Annotated in this window: 20 protein-coding genes; 13 read left to right on the plus strand and 7 right to left on the minus strand. The window is 57.3% G+C overall.

Annotated features, from left to right (window positions below):
• Positions 1 to 2: 2 nt before the first annotated feature.
• From WH279_RS13625 to WH279_RS13650, 6 genes are all read right to left on the minus strand, one after another.
• Positions 3 to 395: an amino acid-binding protein gene (locus WH279_RS13625; RefSeq protein ID WP_339457246.1), complete on the minus strand. Its 393-nt coding sequence runs from the start codon at positions 393 to 395 to the stop codon at positions 3 to 5.
• Entirely contained in the window at positions 388 to 711 is a 324-nt protein-coding gene (locus WH279_RS13630) for an antibiotic biosynthesis monooxygenase family protein (protein ID WP_133843143.1), read from the minus strand. Before WH279_RS13630 ends, WH279_RS13625 begins: the two co-directional genes overlap by 8 nt.
• Positions 712 to 841: 130 nt before the next feature.
• Complete coding sequence (locus WH279_RS13635; protein ID WP_159336990.1) at positions 842 to 1,630, minus strand: inositol monophosphatase family protein; 789 nt, start codon at positions 1,628 to 1,630, stop codon at positions 842 to 844.
• Positions 1,631 to 1,652: 22 nt separating this feature from the next.
• Positions 1,653 to 2,714, minus strand: coding sequence for an ABC transporter ATP-binding protein (locus WH279_RS13640; RefSeq protein WP_339457250.1), 1,062 nt, complete (start codon positions 2,712 to 2,714; stop codon positions 1,653 to 1,655).
• Positions 2,711 to 4,942: an ABC transporter permease gene (locus WH279_RS13645; protein ID WP_159337144.1), complete on the minus strand. Its 2,232-nt coding sequence runs from the start codon at positions 4,940 to 4,942 to the stop codon at positions 2,711 to 2,713. Before WH279_RS13645 ends, WH279_RS13640 begins: the two co-directional genes overlap by 4 nt.
• A gap of 61 nt (positions 4,943 to 5,003) precedes the next feature.
• Entirely contained in the window at positions 5,004 to 6,032 is a 1,029-nt protein-coding gene (locus WH279_RS13650; RefSeq protein WP_133843149.1) for an ABC transporter substrate-binding protein, read from the minus strand.
• Between the two features lie 232 nt (positions 6,033 to 6,264).
• Here WH279_RS13650 and WH279_RS13655 point away from each other — a divergent pair, with 232 nt between their 5' ends.
• The 10 genes from WH279_RS13655 to WH279_RS13700 all read left to right on the plus strand — a co-directional run bounded on the left by WH279_RS13655 (position 6,265) and on the right by WH279_RS13700 (position 18,092).
• The gene (locus WH279_RS13655) at positions 6,265 to 7,305 is read left to right on the plus strand and encodes a LacI family DNA-binding transcriptional regulator (RefSeq protein WP_227536093.1); all 1,041 of its coding nucleotides are present in this window, start codon (positions 6,265 to 6,267) and stop codon (positions 7,303 to 7,305) included.
• A gap of 282 nt (positions 7,306 to 7,587) precedes the next feature.
• Positions 7,588 to 8,196 carry a TetR/AcrR family transcriptional regulator gene (locus WH279_RS13660; protein WP_227536094.1) on the plus strand — a complete coding sequence of 203 codons (609 nt, stop codon included), beginning with the start codon at positions 7,588 to 7,590 and terminating at the stop codon, positions 8,194 to 8,196.
• 204 nt (positions 8,197 to 8,400) lie between these two features.
• Positions 8,401 to 8,622, plus strand: a complete 222-nt coding sequence (locus WH279_RS13665; RefSeq protein WP_339457255.1) for a hypothetical protein — start codon at positions 8,401 to 8,403, stop codon at positions 8,620 to 8,622.
• Between the two features lie 299 nt (positions 8,623 to 8,921).
• On the plus strand, positions 8,922 to 10,529 hold the full coding sequence (locus WH279_RS13670) for an AMP-binding protein (RefSeq protein WP_339457257.1): 1,608 nt from the start codon (positions 8,922 to 8,924) through the stop codon (positions 10,527 to 10,529).
• Positions 10,530 to 10,565: 36 nt separating this feature from the next.
• On the plus strand, positions 10,566 to 11,288 hold the full coding sequence (locus WH279_RS13675) for a thioesterase II family protein (RefSeq protein ID WP_339457259.1): 723 nt from the start codon (positions 10,566 to 10,568) through the stop codon (positions 11,286 to 11,288).
• Positions 11,289 to 11,309: 21 nt separating this feature from the next.
• On the plus strand, positions 11,310 to 12,338 hold the full coding sequence (locus tag WH279_RS13680; protein ID WP_339457261.1) for a pyridoxal-phosphate dependent enzyme: 1,029 nt from the start codon (positions 11,310 to 11,312) through the stop codon (positions 12,336 to 12,338).
• Positions 12,339 to 12,366: 28 nt separating this feature from the next.
• Positions 12,367 to 12,921, plus strand: a complete 555-nt coding sequence (locus tag WH279_RS13685; protein WP_339457263.1) for an allene oxide cyclase barrel-like domain-containing protein — start codon at positions 12,367 to 12,369, stop codon at positions 12,919 to 12,921.
• A gap of 41 nt (positions 12,922 to 12,962) precedes the next feature.
• Positions 12,963 to 14,138: an NAD(P)/FAD-dependent oxidoreductase gene (locus WH279_RS13690; RefSeq protein ID WP_133843163.1), complete on the plus strand. Its 1,176-nt coding sequence runs from the start codon at positions 12,963 to 12,965 to the stop codon at positions 14,136 to 14,138.
• Positions 14,139 to 14,152: 14 nt separating this feature from the next.
• Entirely contained in the window at positions 14,153 to 17,044 is a 2,892-nt protein-coding gene (locus tag WH279_RS13695) for a beta-ketoacyl synthase N-terminal-like domain-containing protein (protein ID WP_339457265.1), read from the plus strand.
• 13 nt (positions 17,045 to 17,057) lie between these two features.
• The gene (locus WH279_RS13700) at positions 17,058 to 18,092 is read left to right on the plus strand and encodes a Glu/Leu/Phe/Val dehydrogenase (RefSeq protein ID WP_167864466.1); all 1,035 of its coding nucleotides are present in this window, start codon (positions 17,058 to 17,060) and stop codon (positions 18,090 to 18,092) included.
• 34 nt (positions 18,093 to 18,126) lie between these two features.
• On the opposite strand, the gene WH279_RS13705 is transcribed toward WH279_RS13700, so the two are convergent.
• On the minus strand, positions 18,127 to 20,370 hold the full coding sequence (locus tag WH279_RS13705; RefSeq protein WP_339457267.1) for a TonB-dependent siderophore receptor: 2,244 nt from the start codon (positions 20,368 to 20,370) through the stop codon (positions 18,127 to 18,129).
• Positions 20,371 to 20,578: 208 nt separating this feature from the next.
• On the opposite strand from WH279_RS13705, the gene WH279_RS13710 reads away from it, so the two are divergent.
• The 3 genes from WH279_RS13710 to WH279_RS13720 all read left to right on the plus strand — a co-directional run bounded on the left by WH279_RS13710 (position 20,579) and on the right by WH279_RS13720 (position 24,709).
• Positions 20,579 to 21,781 carry an ABC transporter substrate-binding protein gene (locus WH279_RS13710; RefSeq protein ID WP_339457269.1) on the plus strand — a complete coding sequence of 401 codons (1,203 nt, stop codon included), beginning with the start codon at positions 20,579 to 20,581 and terminating at the stop codon, positions 21,779 to 21,781.
• Positions 21,778 to 23,100 (plus strand): LLM class flavin-dependent oxidoreductase, encoded by a 1,323-nt coding sequence (locus WH279_RS13715; RefSeq protein WP_339457271.1) that lies wholly within the window; start codon positions 21,778 to 21,780, stop codon positions 23,098 to 23,100. Before WH279_RS13710 ends, WH279_RS13715 begins: the two co-directional genes overlap by 4 nt.
• A gap of 112 nt (positions 23,101 to 23,212) precedes the next feature.
• Positions 23,213 to 24,709, plus strand: coding sequence for an MFS transporter (locus WH279_RS13720; RefSeq protein WP_339457273.1), 1,497 nt, complete (start codon positions 23,213 to 23,215; stop codon positions 24,707 to 24,709).
• Positions 24,710 to 24,751: the final 42 nt, after the last annotated feature.

Consider the following 24,751-nt stretch of genomic DNA (forward strand, 5'->3'; position numbering starts at 1 on the left):
GGTTACTCAGGCACTACGGCCCATTGTTCAGTAGCGCGTTCGGCGGCAGCGGGGTTGTCCGTCACCAGAATTAACTGATTCGCATGATCGCTGTACTGCGTCAGGATAGAAACCCCGGCGTCAGCCAGTGCGGTTGCGATCTCGCCCAGTTCACCCGGGCGCGCCTGCTTCAGCTTGCGGATCAGTGGCTGGCAGACATTCTGAACCTGAAACCCTTCTGCCTCAAGCACAGCCCGCGCCCGCTGGCCTTCCACCACCAGAAAGTGTGCATGACTGTGTTCGCCTGCGCTAAAGACACCACCGCCTTCCAGGCCGATACCCTGACGGCCTAACAGGCTCGCCAGCGCGGCCAGCGCACCGGGAACATTGGGTAACAGGATATGGATATCAAACATGGTGTTGTCCTTTATTTTCTGATGAGTAATCCCGCAGTACTCCGGCAATGCGGATGCGGTAGAAGGAAAACAGGTGGCGGCGTCCTTCAGCCTGGGCGGCCTGGTGGTGGGCATTCTGTTTCCAGGCCAGCACGGCGTCTTCGTCGCGCCACCATGAAAGCGACAGGATCTTGCCGTCGTCGGCCAGGCTACGAAAACGTTCAATGGCAATAAAACCATCAATATCTGCCAGCAGAGGTTTCAGTTCAGCGGCAAGTTGCAGGTAACGGGCTTGCCCGTCAGGGCTTATCTCGGCTTCAAAAAGAACGGCGATCATCAGTGCACTCTCTTGCAGGGGGAGAGGCAACTTTACTGATCTAAAAAAACAACACTTCGCTGGAGAACGAAATATGGAGGGGAACTTGCGCAGTGCTATCCGGCGTCATGAAAGCACTGCGCAGAAGGGGCTACAGTTGGGCAATCCTCAGCAAATCGTCTTTGGCGCCTGGTGCCACGGCCAGCACCGGGGCACCGCGCAGCAGGTGCTCACCCGCGGTGTTAAACGTGTGCGTCCAGCCGCCTGCCTCATTGACCAGGCAGTAACCCGCCAGGCAATCCCACGCGTGCATATGGGGTTCGTAATAGCCCACCAGACGCCCGGCGGCAACGTATGCCAGCATCATTGCCCCCGATCCGTTGCGGAAGAAGTTGCCGCCTGCGGCGGTGATCCCGGCGGCAATCTCACCCACGCGTTCCGGGGTAACATAGCTGTTAGCACCGAAGCCGGTGACGTGGTTCTGCATGGTGCGTGCCGGATCAACCTGCAACGGTTTGCCATTCAGCGTTGCGCCCTGGCCGCGTGCAGACACAAAGCACTCCTGCTGGCACGGTGCCATGATCACGCCAATGACCGGCTGCCCTTCGTGGATCACGGCAATCGATACGCACCAGTTCGGCATACCGTTAACAAACGGGCTGGTACCATCAATAGGGTCCACCACCCAGGTGAAACCTGAGCTGCCCGCCTGCAAGCCGAACTCTTCACCGAGAAAACCGTCATCCGGGAATGCCTGAGCAATCTGCCCGTTAATCAGCATTTCCACTTCGCGGTCGGCGATCGAGACCACGTCCTGCGCATCTCGCTTGGTTTCAATCACCAGCGTTTCACGGCGATGAAAATAATCGAGCGCTTTGGCGCCGGCTTCTCGTGCTACCTGTTCCGCCAGTCTCAGCCGGCGGGAAATGTCTTCACTCATGTTCAGTCCTTATTAATGGGGATCACTGGGCAATCAGCGCCAGTCCCTGAGGTTTGAAATCCACGAATACGCGGCTGCCCGGCGCCAGCTGGCTTTCCATCTGCACATCGACAATAAACAGCGCACCCAGCGCCGTCTGCACCTCATATTCGATGTGGTCCCCCAGCCAGGTGCTGTGGGTGACTTCACCGTTCAGTGCGCCTGCCGGTTCAGTGCGCAGTGTAATAAACTGCGGCCGCACCGAGAGCTGCGCGGCACCGGGGCGGGCGTAAGCGCCGGGTACGCGATACTCGCGATTGCCCAGCGCGATAACCGCCTGGCTGTCTTCCACCCGGCGGATATCACAGGGCAGGATATTGGCCTCGCCCATAAAGTCGGCGATAAATACCGACGCCGGTGACTGATACAGCTCCTGCGGTGCACCCTGTTGGGCAATATGCCCTTCTTTCATGACAATAATCTTATCGGAGACGGCAAGCGCCTCTTCCTGATCGTGAGTCACGTATACGGCCGTAAAACCCAGCCGCTGTTGCAGATCGCGAATTTCAGTGCGCACGCGGCGGCGCAGGCGTTCATCCAGGTTGGAGAGCGGTTCATCCAGCAGTAACACCTGCGGCTCCAGCACCAGCGCACGTGCTACGGCAATACGCTGCTGCTGGCCGCCGGACAGCTCCGCCGGAAGGCGCTGGCCCATACTCTCCAGGCCGACCAGCTTCATCCCTTCACGCGCACGATCCTGCGCTTCTTTTTTCGACATTCCGCCGGAGAGCAGGCCGTACATCACGTTATCCAGTGCGCTCATATGCGGGAACAGGGCGTAGGACTGAAACACCATCGCCACATCACGCTCGTTAGCGGGCAGATGCGTCACATCGTTACCGCCAATCAGAATACGCCCGGAGGTCGGGTGTTCCAGTCCTGCCAGCAGGCGCAGGGTGGTGGTTTTGCCACAGCCGCTGGGGCCGAGCAGGGTTACCAGCGTGCCCGGTTCAACCGTCAGCGATAAGTTGGGCAGGGCGTTGAAATCGGCAAACTGTTTGGTGACGTTCTCAAACACCACCGAGCCGGAACGAATGGTCGTCATACGGCACTCTCCTGATGTAATGCCGGTGGTGGAGCCACCGGTGCTGTGGCAATGCGGGTAGCGCGGCGCAGGCGGCGTTCACCGACCAGCAGCTGGAAAGTAAGGATCACCGCCAGCATCACCACAATAAGGACGGAGGAGTAAGCGATAGCGACGCCGTATTCCCCGTTTTCGACCAGTCCGACGATATAAGAGGTGGCCATGTTGTACTGGGCGCTGACAAGGAAAATGACGGCGCTGATGGAGGTGATCGCCCGCACAAAGGCGTAGACCAGTGCAGCGCTGATCGCCGGTTTCAGCAGTGGCAGGATCACTTTGCGCAGCGTGCGGAAACTGCTGGCCCCTAATGTTAATGAGGCTTCATCCAGGCTGCGATCGAGCTGGCTCATGGCGGCAATCCCCCCGCGAACGCCGACCGGCATATTGCGGAAAACAAAGCAGGCGACAAGGATCAGCGCCGTCCCGGTGATCTCCAGCGGCGGCAGGTTGTATGCCATGATATAGCTGACACCAATGACGGTGCCGGGAATGGCAAAACTGAGCATCAGCATAAATTCAAAGGTCGAACGCCCGGCAAACTTCTGCCGTACGATCAGCCAGGCGGTCAGCAGGCCGACAATGGCCGTCAGCGGAGCCGCAATCAGCGCAATTTCCATGGTGGTCCAGAACGAATTCCAGGCCACCCCGGTCCACACCATCTGCCCCTCGTTCCAGTGGAAGCCGAACGCACGGGCGTAGTGCGCCAGCGTCAGGCTGCTGTCCAGGCCCCACGACTGTACAAATCCGCCAATCAGGATCATGCCGTAGATCACCAGCGTGAACAGGCCCCACGGGATCACCAGTGCGTAAACGCCATAACGCAGGCCACGCGGCAGACCGCAGTGCTGACCGGAGTCGCCTTTGCCGGTGACGGTGGCGAAGTTTTTACCCGACAGCCACAGTCGCTGGAGAATAAAGGCGCTGAGGGTGAAGCACAGCAGGATAATAGCCAGCACCGCTGCCCGGCTCGGGTCGTTTTGCGCCCCGACCACCGAGAAGAAGATCTCGGTCGAGAGCACGCCGTGGCTGCCACCCAGCACCATCGGGTTGCCGAAGTCCGCCATACTTTCGATAAAGCTGATCAGGAACGCATTCGCCAGGCCCGGTGCCATCAGCGGCAGCGAGACGTAGCGGAAGGTGCGCCAGCGGTTAGCGCGCAGCGTTTGCGAGGCTTCTTCCAGTGACGGACTGACGCCTTCAACCACACCAATCAGCACCAGGAAGGCAATCGGCGTGAAAGAGAGGACCTGGGCTATCCAGATCCCGGTCAGACCATACAGCCAGCGGCCTGGCTCAATACCAAACACCGTTGCGAGCAGTTCTGTCACGACGCCTGCACGGCCAAACAGCAGCATCAGCGCCAGGCCAATAACAAACGGCGGCGTGATGATCGGCAGCACGGTCAGCATGCGCAGCGCTTTCTTAAACGGCAGCGGCGTGCGGGTCGCCGCCAGCGCAAAGGCCAGACCCAGCAGGGTAGAGCCAGAGGCGGTCATCAGCGCCAGCCACAGGGTACGCCATGCCGTGCCGCAGCCCCCGCTGCCGTTCAGGCAGCCGAGGCTCCAGATTGCCGGGTCCTGAATATTGGCGATCATGCCATCCGGTTTAAAGGAACCGTCCACATCCTGTACGGAGGCGACAAACATGCTGAGAACCGGGTACAGCACGAAGGTGGTCACCAGGGCTACCAGCAGCACAATTGCCGCCACCACAAAGGCATCACCGCGCAGCACGCCGCGTTCTGCCAGCGCAAAGGAGAACAGCAGCAGGAAGGTGGTGAGTAGCAGGATCGCCCCTGCGCCAAAAGCAGGCTGGCCGTCGCTGAGTGCGCCGAACAGCTGTTCGCTCCACTGCCAGTTCCAGCCTGTGTAACCAATCGCATGGCCTTCAAACAGCAAAAACAGGACGCCAAAGGTACTGGCCCCCATCAGGAGCCAGGAGCGGCGGTTGCCCACGGGCAGTAAGCGCGCCAGGGCGCAGATCAGGAGCATCAGCACGGCAATGGTCAGCCAGGGGCGCTGGAACTGGGCAATCTGCCATAGCGCCGGGGCCGTTTCGCGATCCTGCCAGAGTGTTGTCAGCCAGCCGAAGTCGAAAAATCCGGCTTCCAGGCTGTACCAGGGCAGCAGCAGGATGGCAAGTGCGCCCAGCACGAAAGCCCCGTCCAGGCGGCGGTTTTGAGCATTCATCATAACCTCGATCGTTTATGATCCGGCCTCCCGCACGGGCGGGAGGGGAAGGGAGGAAGAATTACTGGGCGCTGGCGCCGATCTCTTTATCCCAGCGGCTGAGCAACGCTTTGCGTTTGGCCGAGTCACCGTAGGTTTTGAAGTCGTAATCGATCAGTTTGATATTCTCGAAGCGCGGTGCGTATTCCGATATCGCCGCATTTTTATTTGACGGAAGCTGGAAGGATTTGGCGTCTTTCATGTGGGACTGTGCCTCCGCACTGAGCGCCCAGTCGTACCACACTTTGGCGGCGGCCAGGTTACGCGCCCCTTTCACAATCGACATCGAGCCGATTTCATAGCCGGTGCCTTCGCAGGGGGCGACGGCTTTCACCGGGAAGCCATCCACCTGCATGGCCACCGCATCATGCATAAAGACAATACCGATGGTGGTTTCACCGCGTGCTGCCGCTTTCACCGGGGCAGAGCCGGATTTGGTGTACTGGGAGATATTGGCGTTGAGCTTTTTCAGGTAATCGAAGGCTTTCTCTTCCCCCATGATCTGCACCAGGGTGGCAAGGGTATTGTAGGCAGTGCCGGAGGAGTTCGGGTTTGCCATCTGGATCTCTCCTTTCCATGACGGGTCCAGCAGATCGGCCCAGCAGGCTGGCGCTTTCAGTTTTTTCTCTTCCACCAGTTTGGTGTTGTAACCCCAGCCCAGCGCACCGGCATAGACGCCGACGGTGCGGAACTGTGCGCTCTCCGCCTGCTTACGTGCCCAGTCCTGCTGCTGGTCGAGCAGCGGTGATTTGTAGGCCTGGGTCAGGCCTTCGTCGGCGGCCTGCATATGCGGATCGCCCGTCCCGGCCCACCAGATATCGGTGCGTGGGTTGCGGGCCTCGGTGCGGATGCGTGCATAGGCTTCGCCCGCAGAGAGGCGCACCATGCTGACCTTGATATCCGGGTGTTGTTTCTCAAACAGGTTGGTCATTTGCTCACAAACAACCACATCGGCGGAGCAGATCATATTCAGCTTTTCAGCGGCCTGAGCCGGAAGGGCTGAGAGCGCAGAGCCAGCGGCGATGACCGCCATCAGAGTAATACGATGCATGGTGTTCTCCTTCAGTGTGTAGGGTAGGCGATACGTTGTCGCCAGGTTTTTTGTGCATACGTTTTGCACGTGTGTGCAATTAATTAATGCACAAAATTTATGCTGTCAATTGCGCTGGTACGCATTTCAGTTGCCATGTCACAAAAATGAAACAATTACGCTACAAAAATAATTGCACAGCCGTGCAAAGTGCGACAGACTCATTCGCAACACAAAGCGGGCGGGTGTGATAATGGCGATGGAAAAGGCAGTGGTCAGTGCGAAAGATGTGGCAGAGAGGGCGGGCGTGTCGCGTTCAGCGGTGTCGCGCACCTTCACGACGGGGGCCAGTGTCTCCGCTGCCACGCGGAAAAGGGTCATGCAGGCCGCAGAAGAACTGGGCTATCACGTTAATCACCTGGCACGCGGGCTGGTGCGTAACCGCAGCGGCCTCGTCTGCCTGATTGTTTCTGAACTGGCGACACCGTACCGTGCCAGCCTCGTGCGGCTGGTGACGCAGCATCTGCAGGAAGCCGGGAAAATTGCCATGCTGATCAATACCGACCGCTCGGATGACAGTGTGTCGCAGGCGCTGCAACAGGCGATCAACTACCGTGCTGATGCTTCTTTTGTGCTCTCGGGGATGCCGGAAAGCGCCATTGCGCGTCAGTGTCATAAACACGGTCAGCGGCTGGTACTGATTAACCGCAACGATGTGCTGCCGGGATCATTGAGTATTAATCTGGATAACGAAGATGCCGCCAGCCGTGTGGTGATGGCGTTTGCGCGGGCGGGTTGCCAGCATGTGGCATTTGCTAACTCCCTTGCCGGAACGCCGAGCCTGATGGCGCGTGAACGTGGGTTTCTTCAGGCGGCGGAAGCGGCCGGGCTAAAAGCCAGCGTGGAGCGTTTCGGCACCACCTCTTATGAGAGCGGGCAGATCCTGGCACACCGACTGCTGACCCGCCGCGATCGCCCCGACGCGGTATTCTGTGTGACTGACCTGCTGGCCTGCGGCTTTATGGATGAAGCGCGGCACCGTTTTTCCTTGCGCATCCCGCAGGACCTCTGCGTCGCGGGTTACGATGATATTCCCCAGGCGGCGTGGTCGTCTTATCATCTCACCACTTTCACCCAACCCGTTGATCGCTTTGCCCGTGACGCGGTCGAGTGGCTGGTGAATGAGGAGCAACGTGAAGATAACCAGCCTGCGGCGCTGGACGAGGAGATGCCTGGCGAAACACGGATGTACCATGCTGATTTTATCTGGCGCGGGACGATCCGCGGGGGATGAAAATAGCGCTGTGCTTTATTTTAATGTATTAATTATTGACCCGTATTAATGATATTCAATATTTTATTTATCTATGATATTAAACTTTGTGCTTTCTCTGGCTAATTCAATTCTTCAGGCGGAATTATAATTTTGTGCAGAGGGTTATTGTTTTATTAATACCCTTGTCAGCACTTTTGTGAGTAAAATGAAAAGGTTTCTTTATAACCCAACAACCCCTCGCCAATCAGGTCAATATTGTCTACTATCTTACTCAAGTCCTGACTTGATAAAATGGTTAAAATGGAAATAAAGAAAACAGATCCTAAGCCACGTACGAAACCGGCGGAAGTCCGTCTTGATGAACTGATGGATGCTGCACAGCAGTTGTTCATCACTAAAGGGTTTGAAGCCACCACCATCAGCGACATCGTGCGCGATGCGCAAGTGGCAAAAGGGACCTTCTACCACTACTTCCCGTCAAAAAATGAGATGCTTTCCGCACTGCGTGAGCGCTTTACCCGGCATTTTATCGAAGAGATCCAGCTGGCCGTGGATGCCTGTCCCGCTGAAGACAGTGTTGCGCGTCTGCGTGCCTGGTGTGATGCCGGTATCACTGCCTATTTTGACGGTATGGCGCTGCATGATGCGTTGTATCACGATCATCATTATCACACGCGCGGTAATCAGGATCGTGATGCGGTACTGGATCAAATCCTGACAATCCTCAATCACGGTAGCACTTTTGGTGCCTGGCAGCTTGAGAACCCGCGTCTGACCGCTATCCTGATGTACCACGGCATGCACGGTGCGGTGGATGATGCGGTGGTCACGGATGAAAACGATAAAACGCAGTTGGGCCATCAACTTGCCTGCGAGTTTCTGCGTTTACTCGGCTACCACCAGCCATAATTCTCTGAAGGGGGCGTCGCGACTACGTCTCCTTCCGGCCTCTGTTCTCCCTTCCTCGTTCTTCTTCTGAATACCCTCATAAACATAAGTTTTATTAATTGTTTGTTTTACATCCATACAAACTTCTGTGGTAAAAAAGCTGTTGACCGACTGGCGGTCAATGCTAATAATAATCACTTTCATTAATCATTAGGTGAAACTGTTATGGATTTTAACAACATAATCTCCCTGCTCAATGAGATTGGCATTCCGGCAGATGTGCTGGAAGAGGCAGACGGAAGTTGGCAGTTAAGGCGCGATCTGGCGCTATCTTCTGCCGAAACGGTGGCTCTGCAGGCACGATTACAGCAGCAAACCGGCAGGCAGTTTTCGTTATGGGGAAGCAATGACTACACCCTTGATGAAATTATTGCACTGGGTAACTAAAGCGAGAGGGGCAGTAGGGATTTATCTGATTCGTTATCGCAACAGAAGCGAAGGTGCTTAGGTTGCGAGAAAAATACATATAAAATTAATCTATTTTTAATTGACTGACGGTCAGTCGTGGTGTGTAGTGTGGCCCATAACTAATAAATACCAGTAAGTAAATTTTTCTCTTCCATGTGAGTAAGCACGAGTAACAGCATCTTCGTTAAGCCAGGTCCGAAGAAGGGGGTAACCCTGCATGATTGCGGTTGACCGTATTTTCAAAGCAGACAAATAGTGTGCGCATGATGGAGTTAAACATGGTTAAGTCTGGTGGTTCATTGAATCAAAACCTGCTGGCGGCGCTGCACGAAAACCGCCAACGCCGGGCATTGTTCGAACAGGACATGATAATCACTCACGGTGAGTTAGCCGACCGCGTGGCCTCTTGTAGCTATCGCCTGCAGCAACGGGGTGTGCAGAAGGGAGATCGCGTGGCGATGCAACTGCGTAATACGCATCAGGCCGTGATATTAATGCTCGCTACGCTGATGATCGGCGCGATCCCCGTTCCTGTCCTTCCCTCTTATCGTGAAAAAGAGTTGCGTCATATTTTGCAAATGACCACGCCTAAAGTGCTGGCTGTGCAACGCAGTACTCGTCGTTATAACCCTCTGGCAGTATTACAAAATCTGCAGCAGGAGGGGCTTAATGTCGATCTGGTGCTGGTGGAGGAGGGCGCTAACTGCCACCAGGACTCACGTTATCTTAATTTGCAGGATTTCTGCGCGTTGCTGGCGCCCGTTCCCGTGCAAAAGCTGGCGACGATGGCCGATGACGATATCGCCATGATGTTGCTCTCCAGCGGCACGACCGGTCTTCCGAAGGCTATCGCCCGTAAAAACGCCGGCTATAGCTATATGATTGCCTGCGGGTGCGACGTTTTTGGCCTGACTGAGCGCTCCGTTTATTTCGCGGTAATGCCGGTTTCTCACGGATTCGTGATCAATTGCCCGGGGATGCTGGGCACGCTGTTGCGGGGGGGCGCCGTCGCACTGGCCGATGTGCCCTCTGCGGCGCAGGCACTGGATTTCATCGCCTACTGTGGCGTCACTCATACCACGCTGGTTCCGGCGCTGCTTTCGCAGTGGGCGGAGGTTCAGCGCGAGAGTCCCCGCTTTATCGACTCGCTGTGGCATGTGCAGGTCGGCGGCGCACGCGTGACACCGGAGCTGGCCGCATCCGCCTCTGACACCCTCGGCATTACCCTCCAGCAATGCTATGGCATGAGCGAAGGGCTGCTCTGTTTTAACGCTCTCGATGATGATGACAGCCTTCGTTTCCACTCGCAGGGGCGACCGCTTTGTCCTGAAGATGAGGTGCGCATCGTTGATGAACAGGGGGAAGACGTTCCGCCGGGACATTCGGGCGAATTAATTACCCGTGGCCCTTACACCATCACCCGTTATTACCAGAATCCGCTGGCCGACAGCCTGGCGTTTACCGCTGACGGGTTTTATCGCACCGGCGACCTCGCACACGTTGATCGACAGGGCAATGTCTTTATCGATGGAAGGGTTAACGACGCGATTAACCGTGGCGGGGAGAAGTTCTCACCGAATGAAATTGAAGAGCTGGCGCTTCATCATCCGGCGATCCGGCAGGCCGCCTGTGTGGGCATGGCGGATGCGTTGTATGGCGAAGTTCCCTGCCTGTTTGTCACCACCGACGATAGCGAATTGACCCTGGGGGCGGTGCGCCGTTTTTTTGAACAGCAGGGGCTCGCCACTTTCAAGGCCCCGGAAAGACTGATCCTGATTGATTCCATCCCGATGAAAGGCATTGGCAAAATTGACCGCCTGGCCTTGAGGGCGTTACTGGCGCAGCAAGAGGCGCCTCTTCCTGGCACGATGACAGAGCGAACGTAGACGATGAAAACCACCCTCAGTCATAACAGAACAGTCATGCGCTTCAGCACCGGTAACGTTGCACCCGTACAGCAGCAGTTGGTGGTCTTTCCTCATGCTGGCGGCAGTGCCGCGTTTTACCAGCAGTGGCGTGAGCGACTCCCGGCAGAATGTGACCTGCTGGTGGTGCAATATCCGGGGCGGGAAGAGCGCCAGGCAGACCTTCCCTGGTCGGGTGCACAGCAGGCGATCGCGGCCTGTAACCACGGACTGCGGGAATTACTGGGCGTGGCACCGGTAACATTTTTTGGTCACAGCATGGGCGCATTGCTGGCATTGCAGGTGGCCACTGCGCTATGGGATTCACGCTTTGCCTGCCAGCGGGTGGTGCTCTCCGCACAGCGGGTGCCGTCAGAACTGATGATGCTGCAACAGCCGGGCGCGCGCGAGCGACTGCTCGACACCATCCTCACCTACAGCGAACAGAGCGGCATCATGCGCCTTGACGAACTGACGCGCCCGAGGGTCGCCGCTTTAATTTTGCAGGATCTGATGTTGCTCGGGCAGTTGGCCGACCTGCCGGTCGCCGATATCCCGTTACTGATTGCCGGTGGGGAAGAGGATCCGCTGGTGGAACGGTCGGCGCTGGAAGCCTGGTCGACAACGGTGACGGAAAGTCAGCTTAAGCGCTGGCCGGGCGGGCACTTTTACTTCCAGGACAATCTGGATGCCTTTTTACACCAGCTGTTGCCGTCATGCGCAGCGGCTCAACTCAACTGATGGTCAGATAAGGAAGATGTGATGAACTTTGAGCTGTTTAATCCTCAACGCGCTGCGCCAGACACAGAAAAGGCTTTTACGCTGTTCCCGGCATTGAAAAAGTTTTATGCCTCGCTCGGCAAAACGCCGCTGATCCCGGTGCCAGGCCCTCAGGGGCACGCGACGATTCTGGCGAAATATGAATTCAACAACCCTTTTGGTTCGGTAAAAGACCGGACCGCCTTCGGGCTGTTTTGTGATGCCATCAATCAACATGACTTTGCGCGTGGCGAACTGAAACTGCTGGATTCGTCCGGCGGCAATATGGCGAAGGCGCTGGCAAAACTGGGCAACATGTGTGGCATTGCCGTGCAGGTAGTGATCCCCGACTCCTCACCCGAGCAGCTGGTGGCGACGCTGAAGGGCGATAATGCGCAGGTGACGCTGGTGGACCGCAGTCAGTTTTTACTCGGCGTGATTGCCCGTAGCCAGCAAATTGCCCGCGATGATCCCAGCTGGACGCTACTCTCACAGCACCTCAATCTGGTGAATACCGCCGTGCATCAGCATCAGACCGGGGCTGAGATCCTCCATCAGTTGAACGGCACACGTGCCGATGGCTGGGTATCGGCAGTGGGAACCGGTGGCACCTTATCCGGCGTATATGCAGCACTGAGCCGCGATAATCCCCAGATTATTGCCTGGGGATCCACGCCTGCAGAGTTACCTTATGGCACGCTGAATGCCCCTAACGGTGAGGCAAAGTTTGCCGGGGCAGGCGGCCTGGGGTTTGGCTTCCGCCAGCCGTTTATTACCCAGCTGATGCCAAAAAATCTGCCGTTTAATGAAGTGACCTATCGCGAAGCACTGACGGCTATGTATGAATTCTGGCAGTTGACCGGCGTGAAAATTGGCGCATCCTCCGCCGCCAACTGGAAGACCGCGTGGAAACTGGCGCAGACGCTTGACCGCGGTCAGCAGGTGGTGACCCTGTTCGCTGACGCCGGAAGTGATGTGGAAAGAGAGAAAGGAGAAGCCTGGTTTAAACAGTCCGATATCGTGGTGGCATAACCTCATTTTTAATTAAAGGGTCAAAAACATGGAAATTATTCAGGGCAATAATAATGTATTGTCAGAGCTGATTGCGCTCGCAAACTGGGTTCGCGCTGAAATTGAACAGGGTTCTTCGGTAACCGAAGTTGAGCATTCTCTGGCAGTAAATAAAGGCTACGCGAATGCTACGGTTATTTCCGTCGTGGAAATGGCAAATATTCATTTTAATGCAAAAACCAACAGTGGGCCGACGGTGGGTGACGCGAATTCGCACGTCGACCATTTTATTGATGAGCGAGGTGAACCCGTAGGAACCATGACCGGCAGCGGGTGGAAAATTGCGGCGCTGGCCGATAACAGCGTGGTCTCTTATTATCATGAGACCGCCGAAACCCCTCAGGGACGTATTGAAACTTCAGGTATCTGGAACTCCAGTGCCATCTGGGCATCGCAGTGGCAGTCATTGCTGGCCGTAGGCGTAAGTGGCGATGTGATGGGGAAAGTGGGGGTACGTCAGCTTTATCAGGAAGTGCCCAGAGAGAAATATCGTACGTTACTGGTGCTGGTGCCACTCGATCAAATTAAAACACTGACCCAATAATTTTATATTCAAGAACAGATAAACACTCTTAAGGGGTAGGTATGCACACGTCTGAAGAATGGGATGTTGTTATTATCGGTGCGGGTCCGATTGGTTTATCCACGGCCTGGAATTACGCCAGAGAGAATAAACAGCATAAGGTGTTAGTGTTAGATAAATATGGTCTGATGACGCAACTTGCTGGCACAAGTGGTGAAGAACGCCACTGGCGTTTGCAATATTCAGAAATTGATATTTTCCGCTTAACGCTGGAAGCCGATAAATTATGGCAGGCGCTGGAAAAAAACGCTGACCGGAAACTGATCCATCGTACCGGCAGTCTGTGGTTTGGCGATGCGGATGTCTGGACCAATGAAGGACAGATCACCCAGACAATGAAATCGATGGATGAGATGGCGTTGCCCTATGAGCGTCTGAGCATCCGCGCCATTGAGCAGCGTTTCGGCTTCACCCATTTTGACGCTAACTATGAAGGTTTTTTACAGCGCGACGGCGGCGTTATTGATGTTAAGGGCACGCTCTCCACGCTGTATGCGTTGGCCAGCGAACTGAATGTCAGCTTTGCTTTCGGCCAGGAAGTGGTGGCACTCGAGCCGGACAGCACGGGCGTCACTGTGATTGGCGCAGAACAGCGTTTCCGGGCGCGTAAGGTGCTGGTGGCCAGTGGTCCGGGAAGTAAAAAACTGGTGGGGCAGCTGGATATCGATCTGGCGCTGTCGACCTATGAGATGGCCTGTATCAGTATGCTGCGCAGCGAGCGCACCACGGCGAATGATCCATTCTGGTTCGCTTTTCAGCAGCCGGTTGCCAGTGACAGTAATCTGTTTTACGGCTTTCCCCCCAATCCCTGGTCGGTTAACGGTTTTGACCGCCTCGGCACCGATTTTGAAGTCGACCCGCTCAGTGATACGCATGGCCCGAGCTATCGTGCCAACCCGCTGCACGTCGAACGTGCACTGGAGTTCGCCCAGCGGCACATGCCGTTCCTCGCCCCCGACCGTGAACATTACGCCAGCAGTTGCCTGGCCGTGCTACCCACCGATCCCCAGCGGCAGTTCTACCTGGATAGCGCCCGTGGCCGCTGCCACGGCGGCGAGAACGTGGTGGTGTCTGCGGGGGGATGGGCATTCAAATTTACGCCACTGATGGGGCAGATCTGCGCGGACTTGTTAAGTGATAAATCGCCCCGCTGGGATATCAGCGCGTTACGTTTTTGACTGAGGAGAGCAGTATGCAACAGCAACACTGCACGCATCAGAAGATTGCACTGGTGGGGATGGCCTGCCGTTTTCCCGGCGCCAGTGATATCGAAACATGGTGGCACCATCTGGTCAACGGCGTTGAATCTCTGGTCACGCTGGAGGACGGCCCGCAAGACGATCCGACCTGGGTGGGGGTTGCTGCGCCGCTGGCGCAGGATATTGCGCGCTTTGATGCCGGATTTTTTGGTCTCAGTGCGCGTGAAGCCGCGCTGATGGATCCGCAGCACCGTCTGTTCCTTGAGTGTGCCTGGCACGCACTGGAAGATGCCGGCATTGTGCCTGGCGCACTGCCTGATGCTGCTCTGTTTGCGGGCTGCAGCAGTTCAGACTATTTACGGCAAAACAGCGGCGCGCAGCGTTTTGCCAGCCTGGCCCCCTCGGCATTCGAGCAGCAGATCACCAACGATAAAGATTATCTCAGCACGCGTGTGGCCTGGCACCTGGGCATAGGGGGGCCTGTCGTGAATGTTCAGGCCGCCTGTGCCACGTCTCTGGTCGCTGTCTGTGAGGCGGTCTATGCCCTGCGCAGCGGGCGTTGCAATCTGGCGCTGGCCGGAGCCTGCACGTTGCGCATTCCTCAACTCGAAGGCTATTTCAGCCAGCAGGGCATGATCTTCGCCACGGATGGGCATTGTCGGCCATTTTCGGCGGATGCCAGCGGGACAGTGTTTGGCAGCGGTGTGGGCGTGGTGGTGATGAAACGTCTGGAGGACGCGCTGGCCGCCGGGGACGAGGTGATCGCGGTGATAGACGGCGTGGCGATGAACAATGACGGGGCTGAAAAAGTCAGTTTTACCACCACCAGCCTTGCGGGGCAGCAACGCCTGTTGCGCCTGGCCTTGCAGGATGCGCAGCGGCACCCGGAGGATTTTCGTGCGATAGAAGCCCACGGCACGGGCACGCTGGCGGGTGACCCGATCGAGTTTTCCGCGCTTAACAGCGTGTTCAGGGAATTTACCGGGCGTGAAGGTTTCTGCGCGCTGGGGGCGGTAAAGGCCAATGTCGGGCATCTGGAAACGGCGGCTGGAATGGCGGGACTGATCAAAGCTGCTTTGCAAATCAAACACGGCTGGCTAACACCGCAAATCAATTTCACCCGTGCCAATCCGGCCTTCGACCTGCGCCACAGTCCATTTCGCGTGCTGACACGTGCAGAACGCTGGCAGGCTGACGATCCCCGCCGTGCAATTGGTGTCAGTGCCTTTGGTATCGGTGGCAGCAACGCGCACGTGGTGTTAAGCCGACCTGATGTTGCCGCAGCCGCATCTGACACCCGGTCTTCTTCGCTGGCTGACAGCGTGGTGCCGATCTCTGCCCGTTCTGAACAGGCCTGGCACCAGCTGGCAAAGCAGTATCGTCAGCGTGCGACGGGTGAGCCGTTATCCGCGCTGGCCTGGAGTGCGCAGACCCGCAGGCAGGCCATGCGCTTTCGCGGCACGCTGGGGCCAGATGAAGAGGGAAAACTGGTGGTGAAAGAGGGCGTGACCGACAGCGGTAAGGGGCGACTGAGCGTGATATTCCAGTTTCCAGGGCAGGGCAGCCAGTTTATCGGTATGGCGCGAGAGCTGATGGCCAATGACAGCACCTTTCAGCGTCTGATGGAGGAGAAGATCGCACTGCTGCGTGATCAACTGGCGCTGGATATTGCTCTGCTGTTTAGCCCGCAGGGCAACAGCACGATGCTGAACAATACGGCACTGACCCAGCCGACACTGGTGGCCGTGGAAATATCTCTCGCCGAACTGCTGATGCATTACGGCGTGGTCCCCGACCGGGTGATCGGCCACAGCGTCGGGGAGATCGCTGCGGCCTGGGCTGCGGGCGCCTTCTCCGTTGAGCAGGCGCTGATCTTTGCTGCGCAGCGCGGCAGATTGATGGCCTCACTGGAAGGGGGGGCGATGCTGGCGGTGGAACTCAGCGACAGTGGCTGCCAGCCCTGGCTTGGACGCGGTGTTGCGCTGGCGGCGGTCAATGGCGAAAACAGCTGTGTACTGTCGGGCAATGTGGCCGCGTTGGCCGACTGCGAGCAACGCCTGCGAAGGGAAGGCATTCGCTGTAAAGCCCTCAGTGTTTCCCACGCTTTCCATTCGGCGATGATGGAACCGATCCTCAACGACTTATGTCACGTTGTGCCACCCGTCACTGTGCCGCACCAGGGCGTGCGCTACTACTCCGCGCTGCTGGCGCAGGAGGTCGGTGACTTGCGTGAGTTGGATGCCGACTACTGGTGTCGCCATGCCCGCGAGGCGGTGCGTTATCACCAGGCGCTGCAACAGATCCCCGAACGTGGGCGAACGCTGTTTATCGAAGTGGGGCCAGGATCGACGCTGACCGCCCTGGTCGCGCAGTTACGACAGCAGGGTGGGAAAACCTCCACGGTGCGCACACTGCGTCGCCGCGATGATGCACTCAGCGAATGTGCTCTGTGGGTACAGGCGCTGCAAAAAATCTGGCGTGCCGGGGTGGATATCTGCTGGCCACGACTGTGGACGTCATCGCCCGGCCACGTGGCATTGCCGCTGTATCCTTTTGAACCGCATTTTTGGTGGATGGGTGACCGCGAGTTGCCCGCCAGTCCGCAGCCCGCTGGCACCGGTGAGGAGGCAGAAGAGCATGATGCGCTAATGGCCCGTATCCGCCTGCTGTGGCTGGAAATTACCGGGGCGCTACCCGCGTCGGGATATCAGGATTTTTATGATTCCGGTGGGCAATCACTGATGGCACTGCGCCTGATGGCGCGGCTGGAACAGGAATTTAGCGTGGCCATCAGTATGGCCGATTTTTTACAGCAGCCAACCCCGTTGGGGATTCGCCACTGTTTGCTGAAGTCTGGCGTTGTTGAGCAAAATCTCACTCATTAACAGGATGAAAATCATGTGCGCATTGAATGCAACACTGAACGATAAACAGTATCAGATTGAAACCGTGCAGTTTGACAGCGAGACGTCCTTTACTCTGGCCTGCTCACCACAAATCAAACTTCTTCCGGCCAACGGCGGCATTCGCTGGCGTCAATATGGCTCGCGTCAGCAGCAGGAGAGTGAGGCTGTGATGCTGGCACAAAGTATGTCACTCAAGCATGGTTTGTATAACACCGGCTTCAGCGGCGGCAAAATTGTGGTCAACAGCCCGCATCTGCCCGCGCAGCAGCCGGAGGTGATGGCAGCGATTGGCGAGCTGCTGAATCGCTATAATGGCACCATGTTTACCGGCTGTGACATTAACACCAGTAACCAGGATATGGATTATCTGCGGCGTTTTACCCCCTGGATCCTCAATGCGATGGACAGCCCACAGATAGATACGTCGATTGCCACCGGCTACGGCGTCTGGAGCTCGATTCATAAAGTGATCATGCTGCGTCTGTCTGATGTTGCGCATCCGCTGGTGGCGATCCACGGTATGGGTAAAGTGGGTTCTGAAGTGGCCAGGCAGTGCCTGCAACAGGGGTGCGAGGTGGTGGGGTATGACATTAATCCACGCGCCGTTTTCCCTGAAGGCGTGCGCCGGGTTAACGAAGCGCAGCTATTCGAGTTGCGCAGTCATATCCTGTGTATCGCGTCACTGTCCGGCATTTTAACCCAGGATAACGTCACGCAGTTAGCCTGCGGATGGGTGGTCAGCAGCGCCAATTCACCGTTTAACAGCCAACTGGCGGAAGATGTGCTGATTGCACGCGGGATTCATTATCTGCCCGACTATGTCAGCAATGCGGGGGCGGTGATTTGTGACAGTATCGAAATGGCCTTTACCGAGCGCTACAACCAGATGAGCCAGGATCAGGTGAATGCCTATGTTTATTCGGTGATTGGGGCGAAAACGGAAGAGTTATTACGGCGTGCAACGCTGCTGGATTGTGAAGTGGGCAGGTTATTGCAGCCGGTAAAATCCGCGCTGATGGTGGCCTGATACACGGGGGATGGCACCTGCCATCCCCTTTTTTTTACCAGCGATAATCCACGCTGGCCGTGACGCTGCGATCCTGACCGACGAAGCAATACATCGCCGAGGTGCAGCTGGCCACATACTGCTGGTTTGTCAGATTGCTGACATTCACGGCCAGCGTGGTGCCTTTGAGCTGTGGCGTTAACTGCCCTAAATCATAGCTTACCGCCATATCCACCAGCGTAGTGGCCGGGACTTTGAAGGTATTGGCGGGGTCGCCGTAGCTGGTGCCGAGATAACGCACGCCGCTGCCCAGCTGTAAGCCCGCCAGCTCTCCCGCATCAAATCGATAGTCAAGCCAGGCGGCGGCGCTGTTGGCCGGCACCTGCGTCAGGGTGTTCCCCTGATTTTTCGTATCCCTGGTCAACGTATTATCCAGCCAGGTGTAGCTGGCGATCAGGTTCAGGTTGTGCACAATTTCAGTGGTCGCCTGTAAATCAAGCCCGCGCGTGCGCGCCTCCCCGGCCTGGGTATTGAAGCCCAGATGCTCGGCATCGCTGGTTTTCACATTGGACTGGGTCAGCTGGAAGAGGGCGGCACTGAGTAATGTTTTCGACCCTTGCGGGTGGTACTTAATGCCGATTTCGCTCTGCTTCGTTTCCACGGGCAGGAAGGTTTTACCATCATAGCCACTGCCCAGCAGCGGGTCGAATGAGGTCGCGTAGCTGATGTAAGGTGCCAGCCCGATATCGAACTGATAGCTCAACCCGGCGCGCCCACTCCACTGGGTATCTTCCTGGCGGCTTTTCACCGTTACCGGAGAGTAGCTGTTGGTTTCATGGTCAGTATTCGACCAGTCATGGCGGCCACTCAGCGTCAGGCGCCAGCGGTTCCAGGCCATCTGATCCTGCACATAGACGCCGGTACGGTTAAATGTCTGTTTCTCTTTCCAGGGGGCGGCCCGGCTGGCGGTGAAATCAGGATTGAGATCCGGTCGGTAATCAGAACTGTACGGATCAATCAGCACCGGACCGACACTGTACAGCTCGTTCTTCAGACTACCGGTGGAAAAATCGATGCCGGCCAGCAGCGTATGACGGGTGGGGCCAGCGTCCACATCGCCACTGATATGGTTATCCATCGAGAACGTGCTGACTCTGGCCGGGGTCAGCTCATCGTAAGCTTTGAGCCAGGGGCGATCGTTGACGAGCTGATACCCATAAACCACGCCGCGCTGAATATCTGAATGGACATTCATATAACGCGCATTGCTGTTGAAACGCCAGCCATTATCAAACTGATATTCAAATAGCGAGGTCAGTGAATCCTGACGGCGGGTGGAGTGGGAAAAATGGCCATCAGTGTAGTTTTTATGCCGGTCAATTTGCTGATAAGGGCTGTTATTCAGCCCCAGGACGGCCGCAGGCAAACTGTTGTAGTCGGGAATATCCGGTTCCCAGGAATACGTCGCCAGCACGGTCCAGCTGGCATTATCACTCGGGCGCCAGGTCAGGGAAGGGGCGAGATAGAGGCGGCGGTGGCGGCTATCTTCAATTTGCCCCTGGCTGTCCAGGCCACTGGCGGTAAAACGATACAACAGGCTGTTATCGTCATTGACGGCGCCGGTGGAATCAATGCCGAACTGCTTACGGTTGAAGCTGCCGTATTGCAGGCTGACCTCGTGTGAGGCGATATCCTGGGGCTTGCGGCTGACCTGATTGACAATACCGCCGCCCGTCCCCTGGCCGTAGAGGGTCGATGCGGGGCCGCGCAGCACTTCGATCCGCTCCAGGGACCAGGGATCAACCTGCGGCAGCCAGCTGCCCGGGTTGCTGATGATGCGTAAGCCATCCAGATAGTAATCGGCATCGACGCCGCGAATCCGGGTCATATCCAGATAATCACCAAAGCCACCATATCGTTCACTGGTGGCGCCAGCCGTGTAGCGCAATGCGGCACTGCTGGATGACGGGCGCGTCAGGTCCATCTGCGAACGGGTGATCACCGAGACGGACTGGGGCGTTTCCAGGATAGAGGTGCGGGTTTTGCTGGCGACGGCCGATTCTTCCGCCACATAGCCGTTTTCCTCTCCCTCAGTTTGCACCGGCACACTGGCACTTACCGTCATCGGGGATTGTTCTGTGGTCGCGTCCTCTTTTTTCTCACCCGACGGACTTTCTGCGGCGTTAGCGGGCGCAGTGAGGCAAAGAGAAAGCATCAATGACAGGGAAAAGCCGCTTAACACCAACGGCGGACAGGGTAGAGAGCGAATGTGCGCAGCAGCAGATTGTTTCGTCAGCATGTACGTCCTTATGATCCTGGTAGAAGTTCAGAGTGGAGTGGTCTGTGCACACAGAGCTCATTTCAAGTTATTGAAATAAAATGTTTTAAGCGGATTTTTCACAATTCATAAATGCGAATGATAATTATAATGACTGCATATTATACATTGACCGTCAGTCGGTCAATGTTATGATTCTTTCTCTCTCCGCCAACAGAATAATGTCCTCATGATGCAAAAACCGTCCTCCACTCATCGCCGTGAACGTGTCAGTGATGCCGCCTCTGGCGGCACCTCGCGACGTTCACTGCTCACTGGCCTGCTGGCCGCGGGGGTTCTGATGACCACGCGGGCACTGGCAGCAAAACCCGCCACGCAGTCTGTGACTGATATAGCCGGGCGCTCAGTGCGGATTCACACGCCGGTCAGCCGTATTCTGCTGGGTGACGGCACCCTGGCGTATGCACTGGCGCTGCTGCGCCCCGACGATCCCTTTCAGGGCGTGGTGGCCTGGGGAGATAACTTCCGCGCCGCCGACCTCGATAGTTATCGGGCGTATCAGCGGCAGTTTCCCCATATCGACCAGATCCCACGCTTTTCCGGTAAGACGGTTGATGCGATTGGTGGAGAGCAGGCGATTGCGCTGAAGCCCGATATTGTGGTGCTGAACCTGAGCTCGGCAGGTGCAGCAACCACCTCCGGTTTACTGCGTCTGCTGGAGCAGGCGGGGATCCCGGTGGTGTTCGTCGATTTTCGCACCCGAATGTTCGCCAACACCGGGCGCAGCATGCAGATTTTGGGGGAGGTGTTCGGCAGAGTGGCAAGGGCAGCCGACTTTTTACGCTTTCGTCAGCAGCAGATCGACCGGGTGATACAGCCGCTTAAACTGTTAACGACGCGCCCCCTGGTGATGGTTGAACGCGCAGCAGGACTCTATGACGACTGTTGCCTGACCTACGGTGACGGTAACTTTGGTGAACTGGTGGCAGTGGCCGGGGGGCGTAACCTGGGCACGCAACTACTGCCTGGCACCTTTGGCGCTCTCAGCCCGGAGAAGGTGATCCACGCCGACCCCGATGTGGTGCTGGTCACCGGCGCGAACTGGTCACTGTATTCCCCCGGCGGTGACTGGGTGAATCTGGGGCCAGGGGCCGATGCGCAGGAAGGGCATGCGCGCCTGCAACGCCTGATGCAGCGTCCGGCGTACCGCACGCTGCGTGCCGTCAGGGAACAGCAGGTGTATGCCATCTGGCACCCGTTTTATGACAATCCTTACTATTTTATCGCCCTGCAGCGCGTGGCGAAGTGGCTGCATCCTGAGCTGTTTGCCGCGCTTGACCCGGAAGCCACCTTCCGCGAGTTACATGAACGTTTTCTTCCCGTGCCTTATCAATCCGGCTACTGGTTAAGCCTCAAGGAGACCGTCGTATGACCCGAACACCTCACCTTATTCTGCTGGCGATGCCCAGTATTCATGCCGGTGCATGGCGTTATCCCGGTGCCATCCCCGAGTTTCACAGCAGCTTTAAGCAGATGAAACGGTTTGCCCGGACGCTGGAACAGGGGCGGTTTGACGGCCTGTTTTTGCCCGACACGCTGGCGCTGCGCCAGGTATCGACCCAGGCCCTGGCGCGGGGGCACAGTACGGTGACGTTGGATCCGCTGACGCTGCTCCCTGCGCTGGCGGCGGTTACGCAGCATATCGGGCTGATTGCCACCGCCAGCACCACCTACAATGAGCCTTATATGCTCGCCCGGCGGCTGGCCACACTGGATCACATCAGCGAAGGCCGGGCCGGATGGAATCTGGTGACCTCCAGTAATGCCAACGAGGCCGGTAATTTTGGTGTCGCTGAACATATGGAGCACGGCCTGCGTTATGCGCGCGCGCGCGAGTTTTCGTCGGTGATGAACGGGCTGTGGGACAGCTGGGAGCAGGGTGCATTTTGCCGTGATGCCGCCAGCGGCGTGTTTTTTGATGCGGCAAAGATGCATACGCTCAATCACGAGGGGGAGTATTTTTCCGTACGCGGGCCGTTAAATGTTGATCGTCCTCCGCAGGGGCGACCGGTGATTGTGCAGGCCGGCGCGTCTGAAGCTGGCAGGCAGGTGGCAGCGGAAACGGCAGAAGTCATCTTCACCTACCAGACGGATCTCGTCTCTGCCCGTCAGTTTTACCAGGATATGCAGTCCCGGGCGCAGGCTGCTGGCCGTCGTGATGCACTGAAAATCATCCCGGCGGCGTTCGTGGTGCTGGGGGAAACGCCACAAGAGGCGCAGGCGAAAAGAGCACTGCTCGACAGTCTGGTCGACGAGCAGAGCAGCCTTGCCACCTTATCCGTGGCGCTTGGGCATGATATTTCGCCGTACGATAAACATGGCCCGCTGCCCGCGATGCCGGAAAGTAATGCCAGCAAAAGCGGGCGTGAACGGGTGGTTCAACTGGCGCGGCGGGAGAATCTCAGCATCCTGGCGCTGGCGCGTCGCATTTGTGGTTATCAGGGGCTGGAAATGGTGGGCACGGCAACCCAGGTGGCCGATACCCTGCAGCACTGGCTGGAGAGCGGGGCGGCCGATGGATTTAACGTGATGTTCTCTCATTTTCCCGGCGGCGTAGAGGAGTTTGTCACCCAGGTGATTCCGGTGTTACAGCGCCGGGGGCTGTTGAGAGAGCAGTACACCGCGACCACCTTCCGGGGACATTTGGGGCTGAAAACACCGGGACGGGAGGATGCACAGCCGGGGGGATGAAGGGCGGAATAATGATGGCTGGCAGAGTGTCCATTGTGTCGAGTTTTGATTGACCGTCGGTCAGTCAATTGCTAGGGTTGAGTAAAATCAACCAATCACGTTAGGGATTATCATGCGTCTTAGCCGTCATCATGCCGCGCTTGCTGCGGCTTATCTTGGCACTTTTCTTGCCTCGCTGGATATCAGCATTGTGAATGTCGCTTTGCCCACCATGCAGAGTGCGCTGGATACGGATATTGCCGGGTTGCAGTGGGTGGTCAATGCCTACGCCGTTTGCCTGTCTGCTTTTATGCTTTCTGCCGGTCCGCTGGCCGATCGTTACGGTCATAAACGTGCCTGGGTGAGCGGCGTCGTGCTGTTTACCGGCGGGTCTCTGCTGTGTGGTGTGGCACCCAGCCTCGGCATGCTGCTGACGGGGCGGGCCATTCAGGGCGTGTCGGCCGCGCTGCTGATTTCAGGGGCGATGCCCATCCTGACCCACGCGTTTCCTGATGCCCGCCAGCGCGCGCATGCCATCGGCGGGTGGTCGGCGTTTAGCGCGCTGGCGCTGATCCTCGGGCCGCTGCTGGGGGGCGTTCTGCTCCAGTGGCTGGGCTGGCAAAGTATCTTTCTGGTCAATATCCCACTGTGCCTGGTGGCGATTGCCGCAGGGCTGTGGGGGATACCGGAGCGTAAATATCCTGACCACGCGGCGCTGGATACGGCGGGCCAGCTGTTGGGGATTGTCGCATTAGGAACGCTGGCCTGGGGGATGATTGAGGCAGGGCAATACGGCTTTACCGGCAGACTTCCACTGGCGATTCTGGCCTGTGCCCTGGTGAGTTTTATGCTTTTCGCGCTGGTGGAAAAACGGACGTTGCGCCCGCTGCTGCCGCTGGCACTGTTGCGCGAGCAGGGATTTGTCAGCGTGAATCTGGCGTCGTTTATTCTCGGTTTTTCTTACTACAGCTGTCTGTTCTTTTTCTCGATTTTCCTCCAACAGATTCAGGGCTGGGCACCCGCAGAAGCAGGCTGGCGCATGATGCCGTTATTTGTCGTCACCGGCCTGGTGTCGCTGTTGTTTGGCCGCATGAGTGCGCGGCTGCCAATGCGTGGATTAATGGTCACGGGTTACGGGCTGGCGGGCCTGTCGATGATCGCTATGGTGCTGCTGGATGCGAACTCCGCTTACTGGCAGGTGGGGGTGTTGTTTACGCTGCTGGGGGCCGGGGCCGGGCTGGCGGTTCCGGGCACGGGCATGCTGGTGATGGCGATGGCGCCGCCTGAGCAGGCCGGGTCAGTTTCCGCCATGATGAATGCGCTGCGCCAGGCGGGGATGACCATCGGCATTGCGTTACTGGGAACGTTAATGAGCGCACAGGCAATACGCACGCTGACGGCCTCCCTCGATGTCAGTGGTATTAGCGATGCTGCGCAGATTGCCCACCTGGCGGTGACGCGGCATCTGCCCACCTCGGTCGTCGCTGATTTTAGCGCACGCTACACAGCAGCGATGGAAAGTGGTTTTCATCTCGCCATGCTGTGCGCCGGAGGTGCCTGCTTTGTCGCCGTGGCATTGCTGCTACGCTTACAGTGGGTAAAAGAGGCGCAGGGCATTAACGCCGCGTAACAGCGCGAAGTGCTTATCAGGCGGATCCGCATCTTGTATACA

Source organism: Erwinia sp. MYb375 (assembly GCF_037479175.1).
GTDB lineage: Bacteria > Pseudomonadota > Gammaproteobacteria > Enterobacterales > Enterobacteriaceae > Erwinia > Erwinia rhapontici.